The following is a 17,221-nucleotide window of genomic DNA, read 5'->3' on the forward strand; positions in this document are numbered from 1 at the left end:
GGAGAGTTGTCCGAGTGGCCGAAGGAGCACGATTGGAAATCGTGTAGGCGGTTAACACTGTCTCAAGGGTTCAAATCCCTTACTCTCCGCCAGCACTTTAGGATTTCAATCATAAAGGCCCCTTGGTCAAGCGGTTAAGACACCGCCCTTTCACGGCGGTAACACGGGTTCGAATCCCGTAGGGGTCACCATTTATAACGAATACCCAGATGGAGGATTAGCTCAGCTGGGAGAGCATCTGCCTTACAAGCAGAGGGTCGGCGGTTCGAGCCCGTCATCCTCCACCATTTTTAAAAAAAATCAAAATAGTATTATCGCGGGGTGGAGCAGTGGTAGCTCGTCGGGCTCATAACCCGAAGGTCACAGGTTCAAATCCTGTCTCCGCAACCAAAAATGGTCCCGTGGTGTAGCGGTTAACATGCCTGCCTGTCACGCAGGAGATCGCCGGTTCGATCCCGGTCGGGACCGCCATTTTTAAAATAATAAATATGGGTCAGTAGCTCAGTTGGTAGAGCATTAGATTGAAGCTCTAAGTGTCGGCGGTTCGATTCCGTCCTGACCCATCATGTTTTTTTGCCGGTTTAGCTCAGCAGGTAGAGCAACTGACTTGTAATCAGTAGGTCGTGGGTTCGATTCCTATAGCCGGCACCATGTTTTCCCGGAGGGGTAGCGAAGTGGCTAAACGCGGCGGACTGTAAATCCGCTCCTTAGGGTTCGGCGGTTCGAATCCGTCCCCCTCCACCAGTTTTTTTATAGGGGCATAGTTCAACGGTAGAATAGAGGTCTCCAAAACCTTTGGTGTGGGTTCGATTCCTACTGCCCCTGCCAATTAATTTTATGGCGATTGTGGCGAAGTGGTTAACGCACCGGATTGTGGTTCCGGCATTCGTGGGTTCGATTCCCATCAGTCGCCCCATTTACTATAAAATTAAAATATAACTATAAAGCAATGGCGATTGTGGCGAAGTGGTTAACGCACCGGATTGTGGTTCCGGCATTCGTGGGTTCGATTCCCATCAGTCGCCCCATTGTTGGGGTATAGCCAAGCGGTAAGGCAACGGATTTTGATTCCGTCATGCCTAGGTTCGAATCCTAGTACCCCAGCCATTTATGCGGAAGTAGTTCAGTGGTAGAACACCACCTTGCCAAGGTGGGGGTCGCGAGTTCGAACCTCGTCTTCCGCTCCAATAATATGGCGGCATAGCCAAGTGGTAAGGCACAGGTCTGCAACACCTTTATCACCGGTTCAAATCCGGTTGCCGCCTCCATATTTTTTTCTTAATCGGATACTCCGATTTTTTTTATCTCTAAAGTATTATGCCGGTGTGGCGGAATTGGCAGACGCGCACGACTCAAAATCGTGTTCCTTTGGAGTGTCGGTTCGACCCCGACCACCGGTATCATCACGTACATATACGTTACGTTTAGTAAGATTAGAAAGCTCACAAACCTTGATAGAAAAGGGTTTGTGAGCTTTTTACATTTATTGGGTTACGATAGGAAACGATAAGAATCGAAATCTTTTTACACATATTTTACACACAGGCAGGTTCATTTTACACAAGCTGCAATCCGAGAAAATGTGATTGATAAATGAGAGCAAACTAAAAAAGCTCATGTTTGAAAAATAAACATGGGCTTTTTTAATTGGATTTAATTTGTACATTGTGAGGTGTTAATTGTTATTCTCCTGATACATTTCTGTAAAAGTATCGATTGCCAATTGATCGTTCTCTTCAATTGTTTCTTTTAAATGATGTGCATAAGTTCAAGCGAAGCTATAATACTACTTGGAGGAGGTAATAGGGTACTGGTGAATACGTTTAAAACCAAGAAAATAGTAATACAAACCAAAGCGATGGTTTGTATTACTAATGTTAGTATGCTTCACCTTTTAAAATTATTGAACGCGAGCAAATCCAAATCCTGAAGCGTAGTCATCACCTATAGCAGCTCCATAACCACCTTTAATATCTACTGATTGTGCTCTTGCTTGTAAGTTAGAACGTAGTTGCGTGTTAGACAATGACGGATTTTCAGCCCAAATTTTTGCTGCTAAACCAGAGACATGAGGAGTAGCCATTGATGTGCCGCTAATTGTATTATAACCGCCATTATACCATGTAGAATAAACGGATGAGCCAGGAGCTGAGATTTCAATATCACCTTCCTGGATTACATAATCTCCAGCTGTAGATATATAACCACGTGAAGAGTAATCAGCTACACGATAAGTCCCATTTTGTTGTACATTTTCTAAAGCTGCAACGGCGATTGCATTTGGTAATGCCCCCGGATAACCAATTGTTCCTTGCGCATAGCCTGAATTACCAGCTGCAGCAACTATTAGAACTCCTTTACTGTATGCGTAATTGACAGCACTTGAAATGAGGCTATTATTCGCTGAAGAACCTAGAGACATACTAATAATAGTTTTGGTACCAGTAGCTGTTGCTTGATCTGCTGCATGTCGAATAGCAGCAGCAATATCATCTGAGTATCCAGAGCCGCTATCTAATAACACTTTGTAAGCCCAAAGATCAGCATTTGGAGCTACACCGTAAACGCCTGCTTGATCGCTTCCACCATCAGCTAAGGCCGTACCAGCAACATGTGTACCATGTCCGTTTCTGTCTGTACAGCTGTTGTTAATGGGTGTTGTCGCACCTGTAAAGTCTTTACATTGCTCTACGTTATTGACAAGGTCAGGATGAGAAGTATTTACACCCGTATCGAGTACAGCAATATTAATGTCACTTCCTCCAGTTGTAGATGTTAAAGTATCATTGTTATAAATTGCTTTAATTCCCCAAGGTATTTGTTGAGAAGCTCTTAAAGAAGTTACCAAATCCAGAGTTTCATTTTCTACCATACTATCGTCTTCCAAACCTATCGTATCTAATGTAACGATAGGAACTTTTGTAACTGTGAAATTTTTATTCTTCTGTAATGCTTCGAATTGTTTTTCATTCATATCAGTTGAAAATCCGTTCTCTGTTAATTCCCAACGAACAGAATATTGATTTTTTAATGTTGATTTTTCTGATTTTTTGTTTGTCTCAACATAAACACGGAATTTCTCCTGACCACCGTCGTTTCCTGAGCTATCTTCGCTATTCATCGCTGTTGCGTACACCGGATTTATTACTGATCCTGCAATCAAAAGACTTAGCAACGTACTTTTCATTTTTTTCATTCATTCCATCCCCTTTTCAAATGTAAGTTATAGTATTACAATTTGAATCTACCATAATTTAGGTTTTTTGATTATTGGGAAAATTATGATTATAATAAATGTAAAATATAGTCATTCTATACGGGAGGTTATGAAAATGAAGATAGGTTCATTAATTAAGTACTATCGTACAAAGCTAGGAATGACACAGAATTCAGTGGCGATGGGGATTTGCTCGATTCCTCATTTAAGTAAAATTGAGAATAATAATAAAGAAGCAAATAGCGAGACAATACGTCTACTGCTAGAACGATTAAATATTAGTATTCACGATGTAGAGAATAACGAACAAAATATTATTTGTCTATTAAATGATTTACAAAAACATATAAATTACCTAGAGAATGAGAAAGTAAAAGAGACAATGAGCAGATTAAAAGAATATGAAGAAATAATAGGTTTTACAGAATCTATTTATTTATATGAACTTTATAAGTTACGTTATTATGTGTTTGTTAAAGAGCATAAATTAGCAGACAATCAATTAAGATGGCTAAATGCCCACCGACAAAATTTTTCCCAACATGAAAGGTATTTACATTCATATTATTATGCATTAGTTTTAATTACAAAAGGTAAATATGAGGAAGCAGCTAAAGAACTAACTCAAATACTTCAAATACATCCAGAACTAGGATCACTAGAAGGAGAGTTTTACTATCATTTCGCTTTAATAAAAGGGCGGTTAGAAGAACCAAGCCAAGCAATTATTTATGGGAAAAAAGCTCTTCAATTCTATAAGGACCAATTTAATTTTAAAAGAATTGTTTATACATTAATGTCTCTGGCACTCAATTACTCTCGAGGAAAAGTGTTTCATGAAGCAATCGAAATCTATGAACATTTAGTGAGAAATGTGGAGCTATTACAGCAACAGCAGCTATTACCTGCTATATATCACAATTTGGGGGATTTGTACCAAATGAGATGGGAATATGAAAATGCATTAATTTACTTTGAAAAAAGCGCTTCTTTAATGTCAAAGAACTGTGATCATTATCTGCTTTGCTTATATAATTTAGGTGTTACACAATTTCGCTTAGAACAAACGGAAAAAAGTATAAAAACCTTTACTATTCTAAAGGAAGAAGCAAAAAATAAGAAAAAAATAAGTTTTAATTTATTTGCTACTTTTTATTTATATTTGCTAGGAGAAGAAAAAAAGAAAGCAATGGATTTTTTAGAAGGGAGGTTAATTCCATTTACAGCAGATAATGAAGAATTAAAAGAATTGCACCAACAATTCTCTAATTTATTGGGAGAGTATTATCGACAAGAAAAGCAGTTTGAGAAAGCTATGCAATTTATTGAAATCTAAAGGAGAGTGTGAATATGAAGAAAAATGTTGGATTATCAATCTTAATACTGAGTGCTGCAGTAATAATTATATCTGTTCCAATTCATCCACCAGTTTTATAAAAGGCAAGAGTGGTAGAAGGTAGTGGCTCTATCTTATGATTGAGGAACAGTGTTTTTCAAACTCGAAATGTGAGGCACTTCACAACCGGAAAATCGCCATTTTCTTGGATAAGATAAACGTAGCAGCATGTACTTTGCTAGGCTTTATATTGAGCCTCAGCGGGCATAATTCTCGCATTAAAGATTTAGCAACCGGGATTAAACGCCAATTGCGTTAGGGCATAAAAATTGCATATGTATTAAGGTTCTCATTAATTTGAGAACTCTTTTTTGTTTTATAAGGAATCGTCTTATTACAAGAGGTAGTTAAACATCAAGGGGGATTATAAGAATTAAACGCAACCCATATTGAAATGGTGTGAAAAATTACAATAAATTACTAAGTTCATATAGCTACTAGAACATAGCTAGTTAGCGGATATTGCAAATCCATATTTTTTCATTTTACTCCGAAACAAGAATTTCGTTTTATGGTATAATATATTTCAAATGTTTATTTAGGTATATTATGTATAAAAAAGATATTTCTACTAACTGCTTGTGGAAGTAGTTTCGTAGAAGGCGAATAGGGAATGGCGTTGATGAAGTAAATAAACTCTCTTACTAATAAGGGAAACTAGAGTGATAATTTGCTAGGCTTTGATTTATATAAAAACTTTAAAACTTAAATGACCTATTAACACCCCTTGCAACGTATTGCAGGGGCGTTTTGCTATGTACACAATTAGAAGTGTAAATGTATAAAGACTTGGGTATATGGACACTAATGCAAGGCAACTCTTCAAAACAGCTTTTAGTTAATATTTATTTTACTTGATGAATAGGATAACAAAGATGTAAGTAAATATAGGGGGAATAGTATGAAAAAAATAAGTAAGATGTTGATTGTAGTTTTAATTTTAGGGTTACTCCAAATTCAGCCTGTTTATGCAGCTAGTTTTAAAGATGTATCATCGGACAATACGTTAAGTACGGAAATAGATTATTTAGTAGAGCGTGGGATTATTAAAGGGTATCCTAATGGTACTTTTAAGCCAAATGAGTATGTCACAAGGGCACAGGTAGCTGTTATGATAACACGTGCGTTAGCCTTAAAAACAACGAATGTAAAAAATCCAAAGTATCAAGATGTACCGACATCTCATATTTACTATAAGGAGATTGCTGCGACACAAAATGCTGGAATATTTGATGCAGCTAAAAAGTTTAATCCAAACGGTACGTTGACGAGAGCAGATATGGCTATTGTTTTGCAACGAGCTTTTAAATTAAAGGGAACGACGAGCCCATATTATTTTACAGATGTTACAGAAAAGACACCGGGCTATAAAGAAATTTTAGCGGTAGCGAACAATAATATTACGAGCGGTTATCAAGATGGCTCATTTAAACCAAAATTGCCATTAACAAGAGCCCATTTTTCAGCATTCGTAGCTCGTGCATTAACTCTTTCAAATCCTAATTTATTAAAGGACCCTGCCTATACCTATACTTATGCCTATTATTCACCTGATGATGGTCTAAGATATACATTAAATTATCAATATAGTCATAATGATAATAAAAATGATGTTTGGACAATTACGAATATGACTAATAATAAGCCGTTTCATGATGAATTATTATATTATGATGGCTCAGTATATGCGCAAGCAATCGCTCAGGAGTATAGCTCACATTACGATTTTTATATCGGGCTCCCACTAAGAATAGGCGTGATAGTTCATGAAGACGATGAACGTCCTGTAAACGGCAATCGCATTACCGTCCAAACGACGGATGGAACAGTTCGAGCAGGTGGTGTTAACTATAAAAATGTAGCAATATTAGAAGAAAGCTTTAAATATATTGATGTAGTGAAGACATATTATTTTGTAGATGGTATTGGCTTAGTTAAGGAACTTCACAATGGGGAAGTTGTTTATGAGTTACTAAAACGAACAGCAAATTAAAGATTGAAAAGGATGCATTGAAAAATGCATCCTTTTTTAAGTAAGCGATATATGAAAAAAACGTTTAAGGGCTTGTAGCCATTCTTTATCGGTATGTGTTGTATAAGTTGTTAATGATTGCCCTTCGTATATACGAAATTCATTATTGAACATCGTATGTCGACCAGTAGGGGTGCGAATCATGGCGATTTTATTCTTTTGTTGAGAAAGACGTGGTGCAAAATTGGCATCGTTCCCGTTATCTGTGAAGTTGTACAGTAGGCGCCAATTGTGTGATGTTTGCTCATACAGCATCCAACCGTACGTGTCATGCCATTCAATTTTGTAAAGCTCATTGCCCTCGCGATGTTCGTGATGCGCAATTAAAGGTACTGGTTTACACGGAGCTAAAGCACCTACGCCTACGTCCGAGATATAAGTTATGCCGTCAAATTGAACGAGAAGTAGCTGGTGCATGGGAACTTCTTCAATCGGTGTACTATCATCCGTATTACGCCAAAATTGCGCATAGCGATTTGTTACAGAAAAACCGAGCTCTCGTAGTAGCCAGCTATATAGAATGTTAAGTTCAAAGCAATTGCCTCCGCGTTGTTGAACAATAATTTTTTGAAAAATATCTGGGATAGCAAAGGAAATGTCACGTTTCAAAGCAACATCTAAATTTTCATAGGGAATGGTATGTAGATGTTTCGTTTGTAATTGACCAAGTAGCTTTAAAGACGGCTCTAAAGATCCTTGAAATTGAATGAATTTTAAATATTGTTGAATTTGAGCATTCATAAAATCGCCTCACTTCCTTATTAATTAACATAACCGAAATAGCACTAGAATACACGTGAAAAATAGAGAAAGAAAATAATAGAAATAGAGCTAAATAACTTGTAAAATTAATATATTCACTACTAGTTCGTAATGAATTTCCCATTTTTAGTTAAAAATAACGTTTCTAAAGGTAGGTATATAAATGAAGAATGAAATAAAATGGATTGAAGTAAATTCATATGATGAAATGAGTAACGTAGCTGCACATATTTTTACTGAGCAATTACAAGCAAAACCAGCTAGCATACTAGGGCTTGCAACAGGGGGTTCACCAGTTGGGATGTATAAGGAATTAGTTAAGCGTCAACAAGCTGGTGATATTTCTTTCAAGGAAGTTACAACATTTAATCTAGATGAATATGTGGGCTTAGAACAAAATAGCCCAGCAAGCTACTGGACGTTCATGCATGAAAATTTATTTAATCATGTGGATATTAACGAAGAAAAGATACATTTACCAAACGGCAAGGCAACTGATTTAGAAGCCGAGTGTGTGGCATATGATGCGCAAATTGCCGAAGCAGGTGGTATCGATTTACAGTTGCTTGGAATAGGGGTTAATGGACATATAGGTTTTAATGAGCCTGGTACATCATTTGATTCACTGACAAATATTGTAGAGCTTACAGAATCAACACGAACTGAAAACGCTATTTATTTTGACAATCCAGAAGCTGTGCCTACTCATGCTATTACAATGGGTATACAATCTATCATGAATGCAAGGGCGATTGTGCTCATCGCATTTGGTGAAAAAAAATTAGAAGCAATTGAAAAATTAAAAGGTGGAGAAGTGACTGAAGCTTTCCCAGCTAGCAGATTATTAAATCATCCAAATGTAACGATTATTTACGGCGGTACAAAATAAAAGAAACAAGCGTAGACTCCTTTTTTGAAGTCTACGCTTATTTTATTTTTTACTTGATAATAAGACGCCTGCAACGACGGCAAGACCGCCGATAATTTGAAAAATATGTAGTTGCTCATCTAAAAAAAGCACGGCAAAAATAGAGGCAAAGACCGGAATAAAGTTTAAATAAATACCTGCTTTATTCGCGCCAAGTTGTACGACCCCATGATTCCAGCATAGAAATGCTACAATAGAAGCAAAAATACCTACATATAGAATAGCGGCAATCGTTGACCAGTGCCAGTGTATAGCGTTGGGCATTGTTGTGATTTCGTATAGGTAAAATGGCAAGAGCATGATAGCACCAATAAAGATTGTGACAAGAAATGTTGACTGTCCTGGTAAACGACCCGCGTAATGTTTTACAAGAAGGGAATAAATACTCCAACAGAAAACGGCGACGACAACAATTAAGTCCCCTTTATTGAACGTAAAATCGACTAAGCTTGCAAACGAACCCCCTGAAATAATAAAAAGGACACCACTCAGTGATAGTGCAGTTCCAAGAATTTGGAATGACGAGAGTTTTTCCTTCAAAAAAATAAAGGATAGTATGTAAATCATGATGGGTGTCGAAGAATTCATCAACGATGCATTGATCGAAGTTGTATAGTGGAGAGCTATATAGACGAGCGTATTAAAAGCTGCCACACCAGTAAAGGCTAGTATAAGGACAATTTTCCAATGTTCTTTAAGCATGTGCCACTCTCGTTTTACGCTACGATAAGCAATCGGTAAAAATACGATAAAGGCGACACACCAACGAAGAAAAGCCAATGTAAGGGGTGGGATATTGCCACTCACGGCTCGGCCAATGACAAAATTACCACCCCATAGAACGGTAGCAAGTAATAATAACGCATATGGTGGGATTTTCATGAAGCGATAACTCCTTTTAATTTAAAATACTAATGTCAATTATAGGCATTAAGGGAGTGAATAATCAATGCTACATGTACCCATATGCTAGAATGAGAGAAAGAATAGGAGGAAGTAAAGTGATAAGTACAGTTGCACATTTAAAAAAAGGCGATACAGTTGGCATTGTATGTTTGTCCAGTCTAGTTGAGCCAGAGAAATTAGGAAATGCTTTAGCCTTTTTAGATGAGCTGGGTCTCCGCTATAAAATAGGGGATACGATAACGGCAAAACATGATTATTTAGCAGGTAGTGATGACGTAAGACTTGCAGACTTTCATGCTATGGTTCAAGATCCTGACGTAAAGGCCATCTTTTGCGTAAAGGGTGGCTATGGCTCTGCTCGTATTGCTGGAAAGATTGATTATGAGTTGCTAGCGGAAAATCCAAAAATTTTCTGGGGCTTTTCCGATCTTACCTATTTGCATTGTGCTATTAATGAGTATGCAAATATCGTGACGTTTCATGGACCGATGCTAATGGCTGCCAATAACATGGATGAGTTATCGAAAAAAATGTTTTTACAGCTGTTTTCTCCGATTGAAATACAGTATACAGAGGCTATTTCTCCATTAACTGTAGTTGCCCCTGGTTTTGCACGTGGACCAATTATTGGTGGTAATTTACGCCGTATAGTTAGCACTTTAGGCACAAAATTTGAGGTTCGGACTGAAGGCAGAATATTATTAATAGAAGATATTGCAGAGACAATTCCACGTATTGATTCGATGTTGCAACAGTTAAAACAAGCTAGAAAGCTGGAACAATTAGCGGGGGTAGTAATTGGTTCCTTTACAGAAACAGGAGCAAGTGATGAGGCTCTTCTAATGTTAATGCAAGAATATTTTGGTGATTTAGAAATACCTGTTGTAGCTGGTTTTAAAATAGGGCACGAAACGACGAATATTGCCATCCCATTAGGGGTCGATGCCATTTTAGATGCACAAGAAAAAGTGCTTCGAATTTTACCAGGCGTTCATTAAATGTTTGAATTGATAGAATTGTGTGAATTGTGTGGGTGACTGGCACTCGAGCAATATGAAAGCCGCAACTCTCGCTACACGCGATTTGTTGCGGCTAATGTTTTGCGTAAAATTGTGTGGGTGACTGGCACTTCTTAGTAAGGTTCGGCATCGTGGCCTTTATCGACTGCGTCTTTTGGTGCATTATCACCGTTAATGTTACCAAGAGGCTTTGCAGACGAAGCGTTTTGTTGCGCCTTTTGTAAACCTTCTTTTAGTAAGCGTCCATATTCCTCATCTGCTTCAGCAGCCAATGCAATCATCGCCTCTTGGATAGCTGTATTACATGCGGATAAATCCCGAATTAAATTTGCTAGTAGTTCGTCACGTTCCCATTGTTCAAAATTACGATAAGTTTCACCAGCTTGCTTCGTATTACTTTGGCGATCAATGGATTCGCGCACTAAATTACCTTCAATATATGGTGTGTATTCCTTCGCCGTTTGGGTAGCTTCTTTTAAACCATTTAACATTGATGGCTCATAATTAATATGTGGATTTTGTCCTGGTGCTAAATCTCGTTTATACATCATTTGCCCACCGTTTTGGTTGGTCGCCACTCGTTTTTTCGGCGCATTGATTGGTAATTGTAAATAGTTGGCGCCCACTCGATGACGTTGCGTATCAGAATAAGAGAAAGTACGCCCTTGGAGCATTTTATCGTCTGAGAAATCCAATCCATCAACGAGGACACCTGTGCCGAAAGTTGCTTGTTCTACCTCGGCAAAATAATCTTCAGGGTTTTTATTTAACACCATTTTTCCGACTGGATACCAAGGGAACTTGTCATTCGGCCATAGCTTCGTATCATCCAGTGGGTCAAAATCAAGCTCAGGATGAGGGCCATCCTCCATTATTTGTACATTTAACTCCCATTCAGGATAATCTCCACGTTTAATAGCATCATATAAGTCTTGTGTAGCATGGTTGAAATTCTTTTGTTGAATTTCTTCTGCTTCTTTTTGTGTTAAGTTTTTAATGCCTTGTAATGGCTCCCAATGGTACTTCACAAGGACTGCTTTGCCCTCACTATTTACCCATTTATACGTATTGACACCAGAACCTTGCATCATGCGATAGTTGGCAGGGATGCCCCAAGGTGAATAAATAAAAGTGACCATATGGAAGGATTCTGGAGAACTTGCACAGAAATCAAAGAAGCGCTCGACGTCTTGAATATTTGTAATAGGATCTGGCTTAAAAGCATGAATCATATCTGGAAATTTCATGGCATCACGGATAAAGAAGATTTTTAGATTGTTGCCAACTAAATCCCAGTTTCCGTCTTCTGTATAAAACTTGACAGCAAAGCCGCGTGGATCACGTAATGTTTCCGGTGAATGTCCACCATGAATAACCGTAGAGAAGCGGACGAAAACAGGCGTTTGTTTGCCTTTATCCTGAAATACTTTTGCTCTTGTATAGTTAGAAATAGGCTCATCGCCAACAACTCCATATGTTTCGAAGTAGCCATGTGCTCCAGCCCCACGAGCATGTACAACACGTTCAGGAACTCTTTCTCGGTCAAAGTGGCTTATTTTTTCAAGGAAATCATAATTTTCAAGAGTTGCTGGCCCTCGATTGCCGACTGTTCGTAAATTTTGATTGTTGGTAACCGGATGACCTTGGCGATTGGTTAATGTATCATCTTTTTCATGAGAATGGTTCATTACTATTGCTCCTTCCAATTGTACTAAACAAAGTTTGTCCAATTGATTAGCAAAATAGACATAAAAAAACTCTCCTACACACAAGGTGTAAGAGAGTTTCGGATGGCGTTTTCCAATTCATCTGATTGAGTTTTTTCATGCCATTGCCAATAGTTGGTGATAGGTCATCGGTCATAAAGTAACTGGTCACATGTCATTGGTTGATCTAAGTTGTAAGTCTACATTAAAGTAGTTTTGAAAACAGCACATCCGACTCGGTTTGGAGTCTCACCGCCCCGAGTTTAGAAATAGCGAGAATCGTCAAATTGTATTTCAACGCTATAGTTTTTGGCATTAATCAAATTAGAGAGCTTATGTGCATCCTTTTCTAGTTGAAGTGAACGTTCACGGTATGCATCTGGCTCGAACATAGCAATTTCATATAACATTGTACCTTCACCATAGCCCATACGTACAGTTTCTTTTTCATGTGTGCCCAAGTGTTTACAAAGTTCAGCTTCAGCGCGAAGTTGTGAAGCCAGTTCAATTGCCTCTACAAGTGCAAGTTGCTCACCTTTAAAGTCTACTTTGTTCTGAATATTCGCCTCATAGACAAGTCGATCTAATGTGCGTATATCAAGGCGTACTTGTGCTAGCTCACTTTCAATAACAGCCATTGCACGATTACTCGTTTTAGGAGCTTGTCCTTTTTCAACAGTGACAAAAGAACTGCGATGTAATTCATTAATAAGTTCTTGAACCTTCTTTGCTAAAATGCTTTTTAGTTTAACTGCTTCTGCAAGATTAATCATGAAAACACTTCCTTTTATAGTGTAGTAGATGGTGTTGCATTCGTTAAAAGAGCAATTTGATAGTCTCCACCATGAATTTGGTTGAACATTTTTCCCGCAGAGGCAAGAAGCTTTTGCGCATCCTCAGTTGCAAGGGAAGGGCGAAGGTAGAAAATATGGAGCGCTTCAGTTGTTCCCTCAGAGACAGCTGTACGTTGTGAATCAACGAATGGTGAACCAAAAGGCCCTTCCTCGTCTCGACTAAAGAGAATATGATTGAGCGTATTGAAGCGCCCATTTAACCCTTCGTAGCCCGTTTCTTCATTGCCAAGTGCAATTTCTATGTTTCCTTTAAGGTGTGCTATATCATAAATGCCAACTGGAATTTCGTATTGTAGGGAGAAAAAATTATTTAAATCGACACCAGAATGCAACGGTGTTAAATAGTTTTGCTTACTTACTCGACGCATTAAGCTTTCAGCCGAGTGACGATAACGGTTCGGATCAGCGCCAAGTTGTTTCCAAAGTTGTCGCCATTCTGCAATACCTTCACGTTCAGTTACAGGTTGATCTTGCATTTCTAAATAGAGGTTTTCCTGATATAATTGCAGGCGACCTTTAATCATTTGGGGCGATTCTGCTACGACAATTTTGGTATAATGAATAATGCCGATTTTCAGCTCTGGAAGTTGCGTTAACAACGATGGATTAAGTGAGACTTCCATAAAAAATCACCTACTTTATTTGTTTCTATTATTATATCATGTAAGGAGTTGGAAATAAAATGAACATACATGACCTACAACGAGAGTTTGTGGCGTATGCAATGTCCATTGGCGTTGATAAGATTGGCTTCACAACGGCAGCTCCCTTTACAGAATTAAAAAATAGACTGCGTCGCCAGCAGGAGCTTGGTTTCCAATCAGGTTTTGAAGAGAGCGATATTGAAAAACGTACGGAGCCACTTCAATTATTAGAAGGTGCAGAAAGTATTGTTGCTATAGCTGTCGCATACCCTTCGAAGATGAAGGACGCACCTACTGGTAAAAAGGGGGCTCGACGTGGGATATTTTGCAGAGCTTCTTGGGGCGTCGATTACCATACAGCATTACGACAGCGTTTAGCATTATTAAAAGCTTGGCTGGAAGAGCGAGTGAGCAATGTCCGTATTGAATCAATGGTTGATACAGGTGCGCTTGTAGATAGGGCGGTGGCGGAGCGTGCAGGTATTGGCTGGAGCGGGAAAAACTGCTCGATTATAACACCAGAGTTTGGTTCATATGTTTATTTGGGTGAGTTAGTGACAAATATTCCATTTGCACCGGACAAGCCAATGGAGGACGAGTGTGGCGAGTGCCGTTTATGTTTGGATGTTTGTCCAACAGGTGCGTTAATCGAAGGGGGACAACTCAATTCACAGCGTTGCATTGCCTTTTTAACGCAAACGAAAGGTTACCTCCCAGATGAATTCCGCTCACATATAGGAAACCGGCTATATGGCTGTGATACTTGTCAAACAGTCTGTCCAAAAAATAAAGGCAAAATCAATTGGATACATGAGGAATTTAAACCCGATCCAGAGCTTGCAAAACCCTTATTAACACCACTTTTAACGATTTCTAATCGGGAATTTAAAACAAAGTTTGGTCATGTTTCAGGCTCATGGCGTGGGAAAAAGCCCATTCAACGCAATGCTATATTGGCGCTAGCGCATTTTAAAGAGGAAGCGGCAGTACCTGATTTAATCGAGCTTCTCGAAAAAGATGAGCGACCTGTTATTCGAGGGACAGCAGCGTGGGCATTGGGGAAGATTGGTGGAGAGCAGGCGGAAAACGCTTTACTCGCTGCGCAGGATCAAGAACAAGATGAGGAAGTCCTCGTGGAAATAAACAAAGGTTTACAATTTTTTAGCTAAGGAAGTGTTTCGTTATGCCATTGCATATCGTCTTATATCAACCAGAAATACCAGCAAATACAGGCAATATTGCACGTACTTGTGCTGGTACGAATACCTCACTCCATTTAATACGGCCGCTTGGCTTTTCAACCGACGATAAAATGCTAAAACGTGCTGGCTTAGATTATTGGCATAGTGTCAACGTGGTGTACCACGATTCCCTTGAGGATTTTTTAGAAGCATCAAAAAATGGGAATGTCTATTTAATTGAAACGTATAGTGAAGAACCGTTTACTACGCATGATTTTAGTGACAAAGATCGGGATATTTACTTTATGTTTGGAAAAGAAACGACAGGCTTGCCAAAGGATTTTGCCTATGAGCGCAAAGAAATGTGTTTACGTATTCCACAAAGTGAGCATGTGCGTTCACTAAATTTATCGAATACAGCCGCAATCGTTATTTACGAGGCTCTACGACAACAGGGCTACCCAGGTTTACACTAATAACAAGCGAAGGACAAAAAGCGTTCGATTTATTCGAACGCTTTTTGTTATGCCGTTGATGCCCCGTTTTGCATGGAAATTGTGTAAGTACCTGGCACCACTTTTACTCTTTGAGTGCTTTATTGACTGCTGGCATAATATGAGTGCCAAGTAGCTCAATAGATTTCGCTACCTGCTTGAATGGTACTGCGCCAATATCAAGCTGTGCCATAAAACGTGAATGACCGAATATTTCATGCTGCATTAATATTTTTTCAATAATTTCATTTGGACTACCAACAAATAGCGCATTCTGACCAGCTGTCATATTGTCAAAGCCTTCTTTAGATAAATGATAGCGCATACCACGTTGTGTATTAACATAGTGCCAATAATTTGAGTAATGTGGATAAAATTCATCCTTAGCCTGTGCTAAATTTTCAGCAAAGTATGCGTGCCCTGAAACAGTGATTTTTGCTTTCTTCGCATCGTGTCCTGCTGTGAGCAATGCTTCGCGGTAAACATCAACCAAATGTTTGAATCGTCTTGGATCCCCGCCTAAAATGGCTAAGTTTAGGCCTACGCCATAACGACCCGCACGACTAGCACTTTCAGGCGTTCCACCCACACCGATATGAATGGGGATTTCACGACTAGCACGTGGTGCAATGTCAGCATATTGAAGCGGTTTGCGATAGCTGCCACTCCACGTTACACGCTCTTCTCGGTTTAACTTTAAAAGTAAAGCTAAATGTTCCTCAAATAGTGCATCATAATCATCTACATCATAACCAAACAACGGGAACGATTCGATAAATGCACCGCGTCCAGCAACAATTTCTGCACGACCATTTGACAGTAAATCTAGTGTTGCAAAATCTTCGTATAGTCGCACTGGATCGACCGTACTAAGTACAGTCGTCGTACTTATTAATTGAATGTTTTTTGTCCGCTGGGAAAGTGCAGATAATACGACTGGTACGGCTGAAACAGCATAATCTAAACGATGATGTTCTCCCACACCAAATACGTGAAGACCGGCTTCATCTGCAAGCTGACCGTATTGCATTACTTCATCGAGGCGTTCTTTAGCAGTTGGCATATAGCCATTCACCGGATTTTGACCGATATCTGCCAATGTGTAAATACCAAATTCCATGAGAAAGCCTCCTTAAAATTTCAGTAAAATAACATTACCAGCAGGATCTTCTGTTTGGAAACCACCATCAATAGCAGTAACAGGCGCTCCTAATTGTTGCAAGTTTGCTTTTAATGTATTTGCCTGCTCTTCATTATCTAGACGCAGTGTAAAAGATTTTAGACCAATTTGATTTTCTCCAAGCTTTGGTGCCCCTTCAGAATACCAAGTATTTAAACCGATATGATGGTGATAACGACCAGTAGAAATAAATAATGCTTGCTCACCATAACGAGTGACAATGTCAAAGCCCAAGCCCTTTGTATAGAACGTTTCGGCTGCAACTAAGCTTGAAACCGATAAATGAATATGTCCCATAACCGTATTAGCAGGTAAACCATGCCATTGTCCATCAGCTTCTGCCAATATAGAAGGAATATTAAGCGGCTCAGTTACCATATGCACTTGGTCTGAGCGCCAAGTCCAGTCACTTTCAGGACGATCTACATAAATTTCAATACCATTTTCATCTGGATCACGTAAATAAAGTGCTTCACTTACATCGTGATCAGAGGCACCAAAGTAAACACCTGATTGACGGAAATGCGTAATGATATTAGCTAAATCACGGCGTGTAGGTAATAGTAGCGCAAAGTGATAAAGACCGCTTGTTGAGCTCGTTTTTTGTTCAATTGTTGCCAGTTGAACAATTGTAAGCAGTGCTGTTTTACCGTCAGCGGTTAAGGTAGCTCGATTCGCTTCTTGCTGTAAAACTTTAAAGCCAATAATGTCTTGATAGTATGTTAATGATCGTTGTAAATCACTTACTTTAACTTCAACATTTGTGACATATGTGTTCGGTTTTTCATGAAAATGCATGGTAGTATTCCTCCAATATTTTAGTTATGATTGATTATCAAGTTACTTATTGTAAGTAAGTATATTTTATAAAGTGTAGGAAGTCAAGTAGTTAAATTGGTCGA

Annotated in this window: 14 protein-coding genes and 15 tRNA genes; 21 read left to right on the plus strand and 8 right to left on the minus strand. The window is 38.8% G+C overall.

Annotated features, from left to right (window positions below; all coding sequences use genetic code 11):
* The 15 genes from LS41612_RS03745 to LS41612_RS03815 all read left to right on the plus strand — a co-directional run bounded on the left by LS41612_RS03745 (position 1) and on the right by LS41612_RS03815 (position 1,400).
* A tRNA-Ser gene (locus tag LS41612_RS03745) sits at positions 1 to 92 on the plus strand.
* Between the two features lie 24 nt (positions 93 to 116).
* Positions 117 to 191, plus strand: a tRNA-Glu gene (locus LS41612_RS03750).
* A 20-nt stretch (positions 192 to 211) separates the two neighbouring features.
* A tRNA-Val gene (locus LS41612_RS03755) sits at positions 212 to 287 on the plus strand.
* A gap of 28 nt (positions 288 to 315) precedes the next feature.
* Positions 316 to 390: transfer RNA gene (locus LS41612_RS03760), tRNA-Met, on the plus strand.
* Between the two features lie 5 nt (positions 391 to 395).
* Positions 396 to 471, plus strand: a tRNA-Asp gene (locus tag LS41612_RS03765).
* Between the two features lie 19 nt (positions 472 to 490).
* Positions 491 to 563, plus strand: a tRNA-Phe gene (locus LS41612_RS03770).
* Positions 564 to 575: 12 nt separating this feature from the next.
* Positions 576 to 651 (plus strand) — tRNA-Thr (locus tag LS41612_RS03775).
* Between the two features lie 9 nt (positions 652 to 660).
* A tRNA-Tyr gene (locus LS41612_RS03780) sits at positions 661 to 744 on the plus strand.
* A gap of 10 nt (positions 745 to 754) precedes the next feature.
* Positions 755 to 828: transfer RNA gene (locus tag LS41612_RS03785), tRNA-Trp, on the plus strand.
* A 12-nt stretch (positions 829 to 840) separates the two neighbouring features.
* Positions 841 to 916, plus strand: a tRNA-His gene (locus tag LS41612_RS03790).
* Between the two features lie 36 nt (positions 917 to 952).
* Positions 953 to 1,028 (plus strand) — tRNA-His (locus tag LS41612_RS03795).
* 4 nt (positions 1,029 to 1,032) lie between these two features.
* Positions 1,033 to 1,107: transfer RNA gene (locus tag LS41612_RS03800), tRNA-Gln, on the plus strand.
* Between the two features lie 5 nt (positions 1,108 to 1,112).
* Positions 1,113 to 1,187: transfer RNA gene (locus LS41612_RS03805), tRNA-Gly, on the plus strand.
* A 7-nt stretch (positions 1,188 to 1,194) separates the two neighbouring features.
* Positions 1,195 to 1,268: transfer RNA gene (locus LS41612_RS03810), tRNA-Cys, on the plus strand.
* Between the two features lie 51 nt (positions 1,269 to 1,319).
* Positions 1,320 to 1,400, plus strand: a tRNA-Leu gene (locus tag LS41612_RS03815).
* 500 nt (positions 1,401 to 1,900) lie between these two features.
* Here LS41612_RS03815 and LS41612_RS03820 read toward each other — a convergent pair.
* Positions 1,901 to 3,196 (minus strand): S8 family peptidase, encoded by a 1,296-nt coding sequence (locus LS41612_RS03820; RefSeq protein WP_024362347.1) that lies wholly within the window; start codon positions 3,194 to 3,196, stop codon positions 1,901 to 1,903.
* Between the two features lie 136 nt (positions 3,197 to 3,332).
* On the opposite strand from LS41612_RS03820, the gene LS41612_RS03825 reads away from it, so the two are divergent.
* Positions 3,333 to 4,553: a helix-turn-helix domain-containing protein gene (locus tag LS41612_RS03825; RefSeq protein WP_024362346.1), complete on the plus strand. Its 1,221-nt coding sequence runs from the start codon at positions 3,333 to 3,335 to the stop codon at positions 4,551 to 4,553.
* Between the two features lie 961 nt (positions 4,554 to 5,514).
* Positions 5,515 to 6,606: an S-layer homology domain-containing protein gene (locus LS41612_RS03830; protein WP_024362345.1), complete on the plus strand. Its 1,092-nt coding sequence runs from the start codon at positions 5,515 to 5,517 to the stop codon at positions 6,604 to 6,606.
* Between the two features lie 36 nt (positions 6,607 to 6,642).
* On the opposite strand, the gene LS41612_RS03835 is transcribed toward LS41612_RS03830, so the two are convergent.
* On the minus strand, positions 6,643 to 7,386 hold the full coding sequence (locus LS41612_RS03835; protein WP_024362344.1) for an arylamine N-acetyltransferase family protein: 744 nt from the start codon (positions 7,384 to 7,386) through the stop codon (positions 6,643 to 6,645).
* A 196-nt stretch (positions 7,387 to 7,582) separates the two neighbouring features.
* On the opposite strand from LS41612_RS03835, the gene nagB reads away from it, so the two are divergent.
* Positions 7,583 to 8,296, plus strand: coding sequence for a glucosamine-6-phosphate deaminase (gene nagB, locus LS41612_RS03840; protein WP_024362343.1), 714 nt, complete (start codon positions 7,583 to 7,585; stop codon positions 8,294 to 8,296).
* Positions 8,297 to 8,338: 42 nt separating this feature from the next.
* Here nagB and LS41612_RS03845 read toward each other — a convergent pair whose 3' ends face one another.
* Positions 8,339 to 9,217, minus strand: coding sequence for a DMT family transporter (locus tag LS41612_RS03845; protein ID WP_024362342.1), 879 nt, complete (start codon positions 9,215 to 9,217; stop codon positions 8,339 to 8,341).
* A 119-nt stretch (positions 9,218 to 9,336) separates the two neighbouring features.
* On the opposite strand from LS41612_RS03845, the gene LS41612_RS03850 reads away from it, so the two are divergent.
* Positions 9,337 to 10,239 carry a S66 peptidase family protein gene (locus LS41612_RS03850; protein WP_024362341.1) on the plus strand — a complete coding sequence of 301 codons (903 nt, stop codon included), beginning with the start codon at positions 9,337 to 9,339 and terminating at the stop codon, positions 10,237 to 10,239.
* A 134-nt stretch (positions 10,240 to 10,373) separates the two neighbouring features.
* Here the strand turns inward: LS41612_RS03850 and LS41612_RS03855 are convergent, their stop codons facing one another.
* The 3 genes from LS41612_RS03855 to LS41612_RS03865 all read right to left on the minus strand — a co-directional run bounded on the left by LS41612_RS03855 (position 10,374) and on the right by LS41612_RS03865 (position 13,443).
* Positions 10,374 to 11,948: a catalase gene (locus LS41612_RS03855; protein WP_024362340.1), complete on the minus strand. Its 1,575-nt coding sequence runs from the start codon at positions 11,946 to 11,948 to the stop codon at positions 10,374 to 10,376.
* Between the two features lie 281 nt (positions 11,949 to 12,229).
* Positions 12,230 to 12,739 (minus strand): hypothetical protein, encoded by a 510-nt coding sequence (locus tag LS41612_RS03860; RefSeq protein WP_024362339.1) that lies wholly within the window; start codon positions 12,737 to 12,739, stop codon positions 12,230 to 12,232.
* Between the two features lie 14 nt (positions 12,740 to 12,753).
* Entirely contained in the window at positions 12,754 to 13,443 is a 690-nt protein-coding gene (locus LS41612_RS03865; protein ID WP_024362338.1) for a B3/B4 domain-containing protein, read from the minus strand.
* A gap of 59 nt (positions 13,444 to 13,502) precedes the next feature.
* Between LS41612_RS03865 and queG the strand changes: the two genes are divergently transcribed.
* Both queG and trmL read left to right on the plus strand, forming a co-directional pair.
* Complete coding sequence (gene queG, locus LS41612_RS03870; RefSeq protein WP_024362337.1) at positions 13,503 to 14,633, plus strand: tRNA epoxyqueuosine(34) reductase QueG; 1,131 nt, start codon at positions 13,503 to 13,505, stop codon at positions 14,631 to 14,633.
* 14 nt (positions 14,634 to 14,647) lie between these two features.
* Entirely contained in the window at positions 14,648 to 15,121 is a 474-nt protein-coding gene (gene trmL / locus LS41612_RS03875) for a tRNA (uridine(34)/cytosine(34)/5-carboxymethylaminomethyluridine(34)-2'-O)-methyltransferase TrmL (protein WP_024362336.1), read from the plus strand.
* Positions 15,122 to 15,224: 103 nt separating this feature from the next.
* Here trmL and LS41612_RS03880 read toward each other — a convergent pair whose 3' ends face one another.
* Complete coding sequence (locus LS41612_RS03880; RefSeq protein WP_024362335.1) at positions 15,225 to 16,259, minus strand: LLM class flavin-dependent oxidoreductase; 1,035 nt, start codon at positions 16,257 to 16,259, stop codon at positions 15,225 to 15,227.
* A gap of 12 nt (positions 16,260 to 16,271) precedes the next feature.
* Positions 16,272 to 17,117, minus strand: coding sequence for a VOC family protein (locus LS41612_RS03885; RefSeq protein ID WP_024362334.1), 846 nt, complete (start codon positions 17,115 to 17,117; stop codon positions 16,272 to 16,274).
* Between the last annotated feature and the right edge of the window lie 104 nt (positions 17,118 to 17,221).

The organism is Lysinibacillus sphaericus (genome assembly GCF_002982115.1).
Taxonomy (GTDB): Bacteria; Bacillota; Bacilli; order Bacillales_A; family Planococcaceae; genus Lysinibacillus; species Lysinibacillus sphaericus.